Source organism: Anabaena sp. CS-542/02 (assembly GCF_028331085.1).
Taxonomy (GTDB): domain Bacteria; phylum Cyanobacteriota; class Cyanobacteriia; order Cyanobacteriales; family Nostocaceae; genus Anabaenopsis; species Anabaenopsis arnoldii.
In genome coordinates, this window is record NZ_JAQMTM010000051.1 from 1 (window position 1) to 11,572 (window position 11,572).

Consider the following 11,572-nt stretch of genomic DNA (forward strand, 5'->3'; position numbering starts at 1 on the left):
CTTGTCCACTTTCCTTCCTTGTCTTCCTAGTCTTCTTGCCTTCACAGATCATATTAAAAACCTACCCTTGCAAGGAGAGGGTGGGGTCAAGCAATAGTTGATACACTAATCATGACTTGACAAACATCCTCTAAGCTAACTTAGCTAGAAGTCCGGGATCTGTGGGGCGATCGCCACCCAGAGGAACCGGGGGTTAGAAACCCCCGTCTCAAAGCTAAAGTCAGATAAATCTGACTAGAAAATCATGTACTTAATAATAGTCTAGACCGCCAATAAACCTTTGCGTACCTTTGCGTACCTCTGCGCCCCTTTGCGTTTAACAACAGATATAATAAATACACCCGAATCCCCTCAACTTACACCCCCAAGCATCCATGAAACTTCACCTCGCCATTATTACCTGTATATTCCTCCTACCTCTTCCTGTCCTAGGGGAAATCACCCACAGCAAAACCTCAAAACCCCCCATACCCGGTAAATGTCAAGTGGGACCACCAGAAGAAGACGAAGAGAGCGGAGCATATTCCCAGAAACAACTACAACAGCTTGTTAAACAAATCACAGTTAAAGTCAGGGGAGAACGTCACGTAGCATCAGGGACAATTTTAGCTCAAGCAGGTAACTCTTACTTAGTAGTGACCAACTCCCATGTAGTCAGGAGAATTAACCCCAAAAGCCTGAATATTCAAACACCAGACGGTAAAACTCATCCAGTCAAACTACTGGATACAAACCTTGGTAAATTAGACCTAGCTATATTAGAATTTAACTCAAATCAGCAATATTGCTTACCACCAGACATTACTAACTTTGATATTGATATAGATACCCCAGTCATGGCGGGGGGATACCCCAGTGCAGAAAATAATATAGTATTAAGTGGGGGGGAGGTGGAATCTATTCAAAATACCATTCTCTCAATCCCAGTTCCCCAGGGGAATGCTGATGCTAGATCCTGGATTGAACGGGGGAATCAATTGTGGCGGTTACGTCGCCATGATGAAGCGGTACAGGCTTTTGATCGGGCGATCGCCCAAAAACCAGCGTTTATTGATTTGGCTTATTATGGTCAGGGTTTGGCTTTAGGGTCGAGTGGACAATTAACAGAAGCAGCAGCAGCGTTAGAATTGGCGGTAAAGGCTAGACCTGATTTTGTCCCAGCTTGGTATCATCTGAGTTCAGTTTATGGGGGATTACAGCAACTGGATAGGGCGCTGGATGCTATCAATCAGGCGATTAAGCTGGAGCCTGGTAATCCTAATTTGTACAATCAGAAGAGAGGGGTGTTGTCTGATTTAAAGAGGTATGCAGAGGCTGAGTTGGCGATGAATCAGGCGATTAAACTCAGTCCCCGTCCTGCTTTTTACAACAATCGCGGTATTGTTTACGTTAACCAGCAGAAATGGGATTTAGCTTTGGCTGATTTCACCCAAGCTATTGGGATTAATCGTAATGATGATCTAGCTTACTACAATCGCGGTGTTGTTTACGCTGACCTGCAGAAATGGGATTTAGCTTTGGCTGATTTCACCAGATTTCGCAGCACAGCATCAAACCTCAACTCATCTTCAAAAAACTGGTTATAGCTGATACCTTCGGTATAACGCAAAACCTTGTAACAACTGTTCAAAATATCCTCAAAATACAGTCTGACACTACGAGACATAGATGGCCTCTGTTTCAATGACATCTCTAATTTGAGGCTTTAACATCTTCTTGCTAACTAGATCTACGGGACATCCCAAACTATCCTCCAGAAAAAACTTTAAGTCCATGTAACAATCAAAGGTCACCTTACCATCAAACTCCACTAATAAATCAATATCACTTTTAGCCGTGGCCTCATCCCTCGCTACCGAACCAAATAAAGCCAGAGATTTTACACCATAACCCCGAATTTCTGCCCCATGAGCTTTTAAAAAAGCGATTAAATTTTCTCGGTTCATTTTTTTAATCCTCAAGGATTTTTCGCTGATTAACTCCAATAGATAAAAATATGAGCAACCTAAATCGCCCAAAGGTAGAGAAACCACTTGGCGTTAAACAGTATAATCAATCATGGTCTGCAAAGCATTTTGTAAGTCTTTGGTCAACTGACTCACAGCTTGACGAGTAGCAGGGCGATCGCCGGCAATTTTTTGCCAGCGTTCAGTAACAGAAATTGGTTCACCGACAGTAATCGTCGCTTTCCTGAAACCTAAACTAGGTCTACCGGGGAGAGTAGACTCCTGAATCCGAGATAGCAGATCAAACATTAATAAAGCTGTTTCCGCCAACCTTTCGGGGGTTGGTTTTTCCTGAATATAATTAGCTGTCACACCTACAAAAGTTTCTACTATCCTCATGTGTTGCATTTTCAAATCTGCTTCACAGGCCACCCAGTCTGCTAACCCACGTTGGAAGGGTGCTAAAGCGTCAATATCTGCTAGATCATCCCGGTAGATATAATTCCAACCCGCTTCTTCTAAACGACGACAGCGATCGATAAAATTGCCTTGTGGTGTTACGCCAAAATATTCTTCCGCCACCTGTAAGGCTATATCCATTAAATGATGTAATCTGCTAATTATCATCTGGTTACGGGTGGTAGATTCATCAACAGAGTTAGTTTTAGGTATGTCTCGATGATAGAAACGGCGGTAAAACTCTTCCATCTGGGTAATTAAATACTCAGCCAAACAACAAATACGTTGATAGTAAACTTCTAGTTGGTGATTACTTCCTTGCTCAACTACTTGTAAACCGCTATCAGCTTCTAACTTACTTAACAGCCAATTCAGTCTTGACCAAGGTGGCTGGACGTAGCTATACTGAATAGCTACCGGGACAATAAACACAGTCTCATCACCCTGGGCTTTTTCCAGGTCTTCTACACACCAGAAACCTAATTGGGCTACACCCGGTTCTAAGGGGCTAACAACTCCACTATGACCATTATTACCTCCTTCTGGTGCAACGGCGATGGGCATTTGGCCATGACTAAATAAATCTCGTGCTGTTTGAATAGCTTTTCTATCTAATCGGCGACCACGACGAATAGGGACACCACCAACCCTAGAAAATAACCATCCTAACCAATCCCCAGCCCATATAGTCATACCCCGGTCATAGAGAAAATAGCTATGGAGGGGCGATCGCAGTTGAATATCCTGCTGGCGTGCAACCCGGGGCAAAATGTAGGAAAGTAGATAGAGCATACACAGAGGGTCTTCTACCTCTGGGTGACGAAATGCAATCAAAAAGCGAATTTTCCCAGCCTGGAATTGTTGATAAAGTTTAGCTAAGGTCTCCACATTCTCAGCTTCCACTTGCACAATTCCCGCAGGTAACCAAGGTCTAGTACGAAAACGTAGCACAATAGGCAATAACCACCGGAAAATCTGTAGTATAAATGGGTTAAAGTGATGGGGAATGAATTTGAGTGGTGGTTGGGTACAACGAATTGACTTAGGCAAGGTGACCCTCCAGATTATTATGTAGTTGGTATGTAAAGGATTATGTAAAGGATTAAGTAATTTGAATATGAATACACCCGAAGATGGGCGAAAGTACGCGCCAGCTACACAAAGGAATCGTGAACCTATTCTAGAGGTACTGTTACAGGTGTTACCCCCAACTGGTACTGTTTTAGAAGTCGCTAGTGGTACGGGTGAACACTCTGTATATTTTGCGCCCCGTCTTACCCCCCGCCGATGGTTACCTACTGAACAAAATCCCTTATTACGTGCTAGTATTAAGGCTTGGGCTAAAGAATATCCATCAGATAATCTTTACCCACCCTTAGAACTTGATGCTAGTATGGCGAGTTGGACAGTGGAGAAAGATGCTGCACCAGACTTACCCATTGTAGCTATAGTTAATATTAATATGATTCATATTTCGCCCTGGTCAACTTGTCTAGGACTAATGGCCGGTGCGGGTCGCATTTTGCCCTCTGGGGGAATACTATATTTATATGGACCGTTTAAACAAAATGGAGAGCATACAGCACATAGTAACGCTGCTTTTGATGAATCTTTAAGGGCGCAAGACCCAGCTTGGGGGGTGCGTAATTTACAGGATGTGATTGCAGCAGCCAGAGAGCAACATCTAAATTTTCAAGCAACTTACCAAATGCCGGCTAACAATCTCTCTGTAATATTTGAACGCTCTTGACCATGGAGATTAGCAGACTCGAACTGCTGACATCCTGCTTGCAAAGCAGGCGCTCTACCAACTGAGCTAAACCCCCATAAACTATAAACAGCTTTGAAAAACAGTTTTTGCTGATTTTTAAGTATTATATCATTACTCAATAGATTATGCAAGATAAAAATCAGGTAGTGGCGGCGCTGTATAAATTTGTCAGCTTGCCGGACTTTGCCGAGAAACAAGAACCCCTACTGTCTTACTGCCAATCACAAGGTATTAAGGGGACTATTTTATTAGCAGCAGAGGGCATTAACGGGACTATTGCCGGCTCGCGTCAAGGGGTTGACTCTGTTTTGGCATTTTTGCGTTCTGACCCCCGTTTAGCAGACTTAGAACACAAAGAGTCATATACTGAAACACAGCCCTTTGAACGCCTGAAGGTGCGGTTAAAGGCGGAAATTGTGACTATGGGTTTACCAGAAGTTGACCCAAATCAGCAAGTAGGTACTTATGTTAGTCCTCAAGAATGGAATGATTTGATTTCTGACCCGGAGGTGGTTGTCATTGACACCCGTAATGATTATGAAGTGAATATCGGTACTTTTAAAACAGCACAAAATCCCCAAACTAAATCCTTCCGAGAGTTCCCGGAATATGTGAGTAATAACCTTGACCCCAATCAACACAAGAAAGTCGCTTTGTTTTGTACAGGGGGGATTCGTTGTGAAAAAGCCTCAGCTTTTATGCTCTCCCAAGGTTTTACGGAGGTCTATCACCTCAAGGGTGGTATTCTCAAGTATTTAGAATCAGTACCAGCAGAGGAAAGTTTGTGGGAGGGTGAATGTTTTGTTTTTGATGAACGGGTTGCGGTTGGTCACGGATTGGAGTTAGGTAGTCATGAGTTATGCTTTTGTTGCGGATATCCTATTTCTGAGCAAGATAAGGCTACTTCTCAATATGAAGAAGGTATTTCTTGTCCTCACTGCTTTGATAGTCTGACTCCCGAAAAAAGGCTGCGTCAACAGGAGAAGTGGAAACAGTATAGATTACAGCACCTTTCATCTGCGTGAGCCATACCAGGGCGGGCTTTCCTGCCCACAGGATGAGATTTATAATCTTAATCTGGGTGAGAAGATTATGACACAAATAATTCAAGCTAAAAATATTGATTTACGCTACTTAATTGATAATTTTGGTATTGAGCTAGTTTTAGATAGACAATTCTTCTGGGAATGGGAAGAGGAATTACCAGAAATTACAGATTTAGAGAAACAACTTTTAGATAAAGTAAAGGCTGGTTATTTGAATCTTCTCAATTATCCTCCCTTGTTAGAGGATGTTGTCAGAATGGCAATTGTAGATCCCATACTTTTTATTGGTGATTTTTACCTATCTCCTTTTTATGTCAAATCAGAAGAGTCTATAGATATTGCCGTACCAGATGAAGATATAATCATCAAGGGTAGAATCGATACTTTAGTTTTAAAAGACCGATTCTGGGTGATGATTATTGAATCAAAAAAAGCTTCATTTTCTATTGAAGAAGGACTTGCACAAATTCTTGCCTATATGTTAGGTAACCCCTATCCTGACCAACCCAGTTTTGGGATGATTGCTACAGGGAGCGAGTTTATTTTTGTGAAGTTAGTCAAAGGAAAACCACCCCGTTATTCTTTATCAAAAGGCTTTTTAATGCGCAACCCTGGGAATGAATTGTATGAAGTATTGCGTATTCTCAAGGGTTTAACTCAATTGGTGACTGTGTAATATTGGTGAGTAAATCATCTGTGGGAAGTATATGTCAAGAATCTTCTAGGATTTCCTCTAGTCTGGCTTGAATTTCCCTGTATCTTTGCACACCTTCAAAGGCATAACGATTATAACCATTACGCTCGATGATTTCTTCTAAATAGCGCATCCGGTCTTCAGATGCGGGGTGCGTCCTCAAATAGGCGGGGATAGTTCGTCCTTTTTGCTGTTGTTTGGTAGTAACAAAGAAATTGCGTAAACCATCAGCAGCATAACCCGCACCAGCTAATACACGAGTACCAACAACGTCGGCTTGAGTTTCTTGTTGACGGCCATAATCTAGGATTGCTAAGGTAGATATCAAATTACCAAAAGGGATAATTTGCCCAACATTTGCCAGGAGATTGGCATTGGTGACGCGTTGAAATCCATGAGATAAAACTGCGTGACCAACTTCGTGTCCTAATAGTCCGGCTAATTCTGCTTCTGAATTGAGCGCCATAATCGCCCCGGTATTGACAAATACTTTACCACCGGGTAGAGCAGAGGCATTGAGAGAATCATCTAAGATGACATTAAATTCATAATCAAAATCATTGCGCCCCATTAAGTTGGCAATGTTATTACCAATGCGGCTAACGTATTCTACAATGGTGGGGTCTTCTATTAAAGTTGATTGCTGCTTATAAACTGCTGCAAGCTGCGCCCCCATAGCTGACTCACCTTGCAGGAGCAAAGGAGCTAATTTGATAGCTTGGAGATTGGCATTACCAGTTAAAATACCAATTGCAGCACCCACAATGCCCTGCGATACCACTTGTTGATTTAGTTGACTACGAAAGCGGTTAAAATTATTTTCAGCAATACTGGTAAATTCCTCAGCTTGGGGATGCTCAGGGTAAGTCATCGCAAATTGACGTGCAGTAATAGAGGCTTCTAACCATTGTTCAGCTTCTTGCTGGGCTTTAATTAGGGCTTGATTTATTTCTGCCGATTGGGGGAAAATACTGATGGCACGCTCTAAAACAGGTAGTATATCTTTCTCATTCCCATATTTTTTCGTGGCTTCTGCATAGAGTGTATATGCAGGGGTAAATTCTGGATGTCTTTCTAGAAGCATTTGTAAAGGGACAAAGATTTTACTGGTAAGTCCCTGTTGCATTCCCTCGGTGGCGTTGCGCCAATATACTCTACCAGCACCAGAAAGTTGTTCTGGGTCAGTAATTGGCTCAGGAACCTTACTTGTGGATGTTTCCTGAGCAAATGGGGTTTTGACTTGGCGGTAAAGTTTTTCTGCTGCTGCAGTGTCTCCGGCTAGGTATAATTGGTCTGCTTTCACCAGAGTTTGGAAGCGTTTGGCTACATTGGGAGTTTGTGCCCAAGAAATGATGGGTATGACTAGGTGAAGACAGAAGAATAAAACTATACCACAGGCTACCCATAGCAAGCGCTTTTTTTTCATGAATTTTCCCCCAATATATGGTAAACCAACCAAGACAGATGTATTTTAGTCGATCGCACTCGGTTTCTTTTATCTGTGCAACACAGTAATTTCACTATAATATTTTCCCCAAATATTATCCAGGGTTTCTGAAAAATTTATAAAAATTTATACTAAAATCACTAAAATAGCGATCGCCTTTAGTGGTGACTAAAGGCAATTCAAAACAGGATAATTATTTCTTATGGGCTAAAGTTAAGCCATCGGCGATGGGAAGTAAACTCAAATTAATCCGCTGGTCTTGGTGTAGTTTTTCATTGAGTGCGCGAATGTTGGTAGTGCGATTATCTTGAATTTCTGGGTCGGCTACACTACCAGACCAAAGTACATTATCAATCAAAATTAATCCCCCTGGTCTAACTAGTTGGAGCGATCGCTCATAATAACCATCATAATTACTTTTGTCAGCATCAATAAAGGCAAAGTCAAAGGTTTGTGCTTCACCTGCTGCTAATAACTGGTCTAATGTCTCCATTGCTGGGGCAATGTGTAAATCAATTTTATCTGCAACCCCAGCTTTTTGCCAATAACGACGGGCGATCGCTGTAAACTCTGCACTCACATCACAGGCTACTACCCGACCATCTGGAGGTAATGCCAAAGACACCACCAGGGAACTATAACCCGTAAATACTCCTATATCTAAGGTTTTTTTTGCACCCATTAATTGCACCAGCAAGGCCATAAACTGTCCCTGTTCCGGTGCAATCTGCATCACAGCCATCGCATGCTGGGCTGTTTCTGCCCTCAGTTGGGAGAGGATTTCCGGTTCCCGTAAAGATACGGATAATAAGTAGTTATATAGTGATGGTTCTATTCCCAGTGTTTTATTTGCCATAGTTCAGTGAAAGTAACATCCAGATGATTGATTTTACTTCTTGAGAGTGAGAAAAGCTAATTTGTCTTTCCACCTCAAGAATGATAAATTTCTATATTTTTATAGTTAACTTAAAAGCAGATGAACAGGAGCAATCCTGACATTCCAAGAGAGTTGTGTACTTGTTTTCAGTGGTCAGATTAAGAGCGTGTGTCAGGTGTGAGGATCACAATGTCAGCTAAACCTAGTTTAGCTGACATCCTGGGTAAAAGTGCCTGAACTTGAACATTATCAGTTGGGAGCTAAAGTATAAATTTCAACCTTGGATTGAGGTATTAATCCGAGGTTTGCTTTTAGGAATCTGTGAATTGTTTTTTCTTGATTAAAGCCTTTTTCAGGCTCATAAAGTACACACCAATTCCCTATTCCCTATTCCCTATTCCCTATTCCCTATTCCCTCAAACTAAAAAAAATTGTACCTCACGAGCATGGAAAATGCTATAATTTACACATAAAATTATCCTATGCCAGAAGAAATATTACAACCACCACAGCAACAAAAACCTCCCGGTAAAGACTCAACGGCTAATTACTTGTAAAAAACAACAACTACAACCTATGACATCCCCAAAACCATTGCTAGGTACAGACTTAGTAGATTGTGCTAGAGCAAATGCCAAGCAGGGAATAGAAATTGCTGCTTATCAGTGTGGGTATGGCGATGATATTCATAGTTTTACCCAGGCCCTGAGAGAATCTTGTGAGACAATGAATTTAAAGGTGAGAGAACTCAATGAATTAATTACGAATCAAGACAAGATTATAGAATTAGGCACTGGGGAAATTGTCGCCCCTGAAACATCCTCACAGTTATAACCCTAAAATTACTCGCGCCAAATTAAAGTAAATCAAAACACCCAGGACATCAACGGCTGTAGTAATAAACGGTGCTGACATCAACGCGGGGTCTAGGCGGAAGGAGCGGAATAAAAATGGCAGTGCAGAACCTGAGACAGAAGCAATCACAGAAATAGCCACCAAACTGCTACCTACAGTAAATGCGACCTCTGGGCGGTCTTGCAAAAAATAAGCCCAGACTGTGGCGATACCACCTAACATTATTCCTAAAAAAGCCCCAGCGATCGCTTCTCTGCCAATTACCTGCCATACTCCCAGGGATCTGATTTCATCGGTACTCATGCCGCGAATTACCACTGTAGAAGACTGAGCGCCCACATTACCACCAGTACCTGTGAGCAAAGGGATAAACGCCGTCAGTATTACTACTTGTTCTAAGATATCTTCCTGGGACTTAATAATTGTGCCAGTGATTGTATTAGTGATTAGTAATACAAACAACCATACTACTCGCTTCCGGGCAACTTGTAGCAAACTCATTTGAAAATAGTTGTCACCATCGGACTGCACACCACCGCCCAGGGTGTAGATATCTTCAGTAGTCTCCTGTTCCAGAATATCAATCACATCATCAACCGTGACAATACCTACTAGACGCTGTTCTTTATCCACCACAGGTAGAGCTAAAAAATCATATCTTTGAATTAATCTAGCTACTTCTTCTTGGTCTGTATCAGTGTAAACAAACACAACTTCACGAGTCATAATTTCGCCAATGGTTTGCTCTGGCTGAGATACTACCAACTCTCGTAAAGAAACAATACCCGTCAAACACCTGACGCTATCGGTAACGTAAAGGTAGTAAATCGTTTCACTCAGATGAGCCAGACGGCGAATGCGTTCTATGGCTTGAGATACCGTCAGACGTTCTTTTATATAAATTAACTCCGGGGTCATGATCCGCCCAGCTGTACCCGCCTCATAACCTAAGAGTTGGGCTGTAGCTTGACGTTCTGCTGGGCTGAGTTGTTCTAGCAAGCGGTTGACAACTTTGGCTGGTAACTCGTCAAATAATCTGGCGCGGTCATCCGGGGACATTTTATCTACAATGTCACGGACATCCTGGCTTTTGAGTTCCTCAATTAAATGTTCTTGAACACTATAGTCGAGATATTCATACACCTCGATAGCCTCAGTTTTAGGAAGCAAGCGAAAAACCAAAGCTTGCATTGCTTCTGGTAACCCTTCAATGGCCTCAGCAATATCCGCAGGTTGCACGGGTCTGAGAATAGATTTTGCTGCTTGTAAGTCCCCCAATTCTAGGAACATTCGTAGCTCATTTCGCACCAGGTCTTGCAATTCGCTACGGCTGACATTTGGAGTGGTGAAGTTGAAATTATTTGTTTCACTCAAAATCTACTTTCCTCATGCAGTTGCAACAGGTTTACTACTTTTAGTGTAGGGGAATAATGAGTCTTATTGGCGTAAATTTAACTCAGGTACTCTGTGGTGAGTAAGTCGGTCAATTATTAATCTGCTCATGGCTAATTTCCGCCATTCCTACACTTTTCCTGAGAGTTTTTTGGGCAACTTTTGTGATATATACTGTTATGGCAATAGTGGCAAGTAACCCAATTATTTGCATGACCCATTGCCAGATTTGCGCTTGTGGATGACTGGGCTGATTGGGAGTATTGACCATGGCTAAATCACCTGCTAAGGAACCTATATAAACGTACATAACTGTACCGGGAATTATGCCCAGGGAACCTAAGATATAGTCTTTTAGAGAAACTTGTGTAACTCCAAAGGCGTAATTTAACAAGTTGAATGGGAAGATGGGAGATAACCGCGTGAGTAAGACAATTTTCCATCCCTCTTTAGCGACTGCTAAGTTAATGCCTGTAAATTTAGGATATTTATCAATCTGTCGAGCCACCCAATCACGGCATAAATAGCGCCCGATCATAAAGGCTACAATTGCTCCGATCACTGCTGCAATTAAGACATATACAGACCCCCAAAACAGACCAAATAAGCAACCACCTTTGATAGTTAAGACAGAACCTGGTATAAATAATATAGTTGCTAAGTTGTAAATTATCATATAAGCTATGGGTGCTAAAATACCAAGACTTTGCACCTGTGAGATAACATCATTTAAAACTTGTTTAACTGGGAAATATTGCGCAGAAATAATTAGGGTAGCAACTAGAAAACTAATTATTAATAATTTAAGTCTTCTATGTAATTGGTTTTTTGTATCCATAAAATATTTCTTTAATACTAAGAGGATGTTTGATAAGTTTTCAACAGGTGATTTTTATCTTAGGGAACACCGAAGAATTGGGAAGGATTGGGGAACACACCGAACACACAAAAAACAATAAAATCCAGTCCCCTCCCCTGACAAGGACAAGACTTGGTGGACAAGGTGGACAAGGTGACAAGGGAGAAAAACAGTACAAAGTCTGTATTTTTAGTAAGAAAAATAGCCCCTTAAAAGACCATTGTCC

General features: G+C 41.7%; 12 protein-coding genes and 1 tRNA gene. 6 read left to right on the forward strand and 7 right to left on the reverse strand.

The genetic code is table 11. The annotated features are described in order from the left end of the window. The first annotated feature begins 374 nt into the window (after positions 1 to 374). Positions 375 to 1,586, forward strand: coding sequence for a tetratricopeptide repeat-containing S1 family peptidase (locus PN447_RS05370; RefSeq protein WP_271761427.1), 1,212 nt, complete (start codon positions 375 to 377; stop codon positions 1,584 to 1,586). Positions 1,587 to 1,655: 69 nt separating this feature from the next. Here PN447_RS05370 and PN447_RS05375 read toward each other — a convergent pair whose 3' ends face one another. Then, entirely contained in the window at positions 1,656 to 1,946 is a 291-nt protein-coding gene (locus PN447_RS05375; RefSeq protein WP_200989234.1) for a nucleotidyltransferase family protein, read from the reverse strand. A gap of 93 nt (positions 1,947 to 2,039) precedes the next feature. Then, complete coding sequence (locus PN447_RS05380) at positions 2,040 to 3,455, reverse strand: lysophospholipid acyltransferase family protein (protein ID WP_271761429.1); 1,416 nt, start codon at positions 3,453 to 3,455, stop codon at positions 2,040 to 2,042. A gap of 67 nt (positions 3,456 to 3,522) precedes the next feature. Here PN447_RS05380 and PN447_RS05385 point away from each other — a divergent pair, with 67 nt between their 5' ends. Continuing rightward, positions 3,523 to 4,155 carry a DUF938 domain-containing protein gene (locus tag PN447_RS05385; RefSeq protein ID WP_271761431.1) on the forward strand — a complete coding sequence of 211 codons (633 nt, stop codon included), beginning with the start codon at positions 3,523 to 3,525 and terminating at the stop codon, positions 4,153 to 4,155. Between the two features lie 3 nt (positions 4,156 to 4,158). Here the strand turns inward: PN447_RS05385 and PN447_RS05390 are convergent. Then, positions 4,159 to 4,231: transfer RNA gene (locus PN447_RS05390), tRNA-Ala, on the reverse strand. Between the two features lie 70 nt (positions 4,232 to 4,301). Between PN447_RS05390 and trhO the strand changes: the two genes are divergently transcribed. Further along, positions 4,302 to 5,201 (forward strand): oxygen-dependent tRNA uridine(34) hydroxylase TrhO, encoded by a 900-nt coding sequence (gene trhO / locus PN447_RS05395; protein WP_271761432.1) that lies wholly within the window; start codon positions 4,302 to 4,304, stop codon positions 5,199 to 5,201. Positions 5,202 to 5,268: 67 nt separating this feature from the next. Then, a complete protein-coding gene (locus PN447_RS05400; protein WP_271761435.1) occupies positions 5,269 to 5,898 on the forward strand; it encodes a restriction endonuclease subunit R in 630 nt (209 codons plus the stop codon). A gap of 34 nt (positions 5,899 to 5,932) precedes the next feature. Here the strand turns inward: PN447_RS05400 and PN447_RS05405 are convergent, their stop codons facing one another. Beyond that, positions 5,933 to 7,342: a M48 family metalloprotease gene (locus tag PN447_RS05405; RefSeq protein WP_271761437.1), complete on the reverse strand. Its 1,410-nt coding sequence runs from the start codon at positions 7,340 to 7,342 to the stop codon at positions 5,933 to 5,935. 214 nt (positions 7,343 to 7,556) lie between these two features. Beyond that, positions 7,557 to 8,219, reverse strand: coding sequence for a class I SAM-dependent methyltransferase (locus PN447_RS05410; protein ID WP_271761439.1), 663 nt, complete (start codon positions 8,217 to 8,219; stop codon positions 7,557 to 7,559). Between the two features lie 597 nt (positions 8,220 to 8,816). Here PN447_RS05410 and PN447_RS05415 point away from each other — a divergent pair. Next, positions 8,817 to 9,074 (forward strand): hypothetical protein, encoded by a 258-nt coding sequence (locus tag PN447_RS05415; protein WP_271761441.1) that lies wholly within the window; start codon positions 8,817 to 8,819, stop codon positions 9,072 to 9,074. Here PN447_RS05415 and mgtE read toward each other — a convergent pair. Next, complete coding sequence (gene mgtE / locus PN447_RS05420) at positions 9,069 to 10,469, reverse strand: magnesium transporter (protein WP_271761443.1); 1,401 nt, start codon at positions 10,467 to 10,469, stop codon at positions 9,069 to 9,071. The genes PN447_RS05415 and mgtE overlap by 6 nt on opposite strands. A gap of 109 nt (positions 10,470 to 10,578) precedes the next feature. Continuing rightward, on the reverse strand, positions 10,579 to 11,325 hold the full coding sequence (locus PN447_RS05425; RefSeq protein WP_271761445.1) for a TVP38/TMEM64 family protein: 747 nt from the start codon (positions 11,323 to 11,325) through the stop codon (positions 10,579 to 10,581). A gap of 29 nt (positions 11,326 to 11,354) precedes the next feature. On the opposite strand from PN447_RS05425, the gene PN447_RS05430 reads away from it, so the two are divergent. Further along, the coding region (locus tag PN447_RS05430) for a hypothetical protein (RefSeq protein WP_271761447.1) at positions 11,355 to 11,572 on the forward strand (218 nt) is incomplete at its 3' end.

Coding starts and splice junctions, on each gene's coding strand:
- PN447_RS05370 (WP_271761427.1), top strand. CDS start 375: ATGAAACTTCACCTCGCCATTATTACCTGTATATTCCTCCTACCTCTT.
- PN447_RS05375 (WP_200989234.1), bottom strand. CDS start 1,946: ATGAACCGAGAAAATTTAATCGCTTTTTTAAAAGCTCATGGGGCAGAA.
- PN447_RS05385 (WP_271761431.1), top strand. CDS start 3,523: ATGAATACACCCGAAGATGGGCGAAAGTACGCGCCAGCTACACAAAGG.
- trhO (WP_271761432.1), top strand. CDS start 4,302: ATGCAAGATAAAAATCAGGTAGTGGCGGCGCTGTATAAATTTGTCAGC.
- PN447_RS05400 (WP_271761435.1), top strand. CDS start 5,269: ATGACACAAATAATTCAAGCTAAAAATATTGATTTACGCTACTTAATT.
- PN447_RS05405 (WP_271761437.1), bottom strand. CDS start 7,342: ATGAAAAAAAAGCGCTTGCTATGGGTAGCCTGTGGTATAGTTTTATTC.
- PN447_RS05410 (WP_271761439.1), bottom strand. CDS start 8,219: ATGGCAAATAAAACACTGGGAATAGAACCATCACTATATAACTACTTA.
- PN447_RS05415 (WP_271761441.1), top strand. CDS start 8,817: ATGACATCCCCAAAACCATTGCTAGGTACAGACTTAGTAGATTGTGCT.
- PN447_RS05425 (WP_271761445.1), bottom strand. CDS start 11,325: ATGGATACAAAAAACCAATTACATAGAAGACTTAAATTATTAATAATT.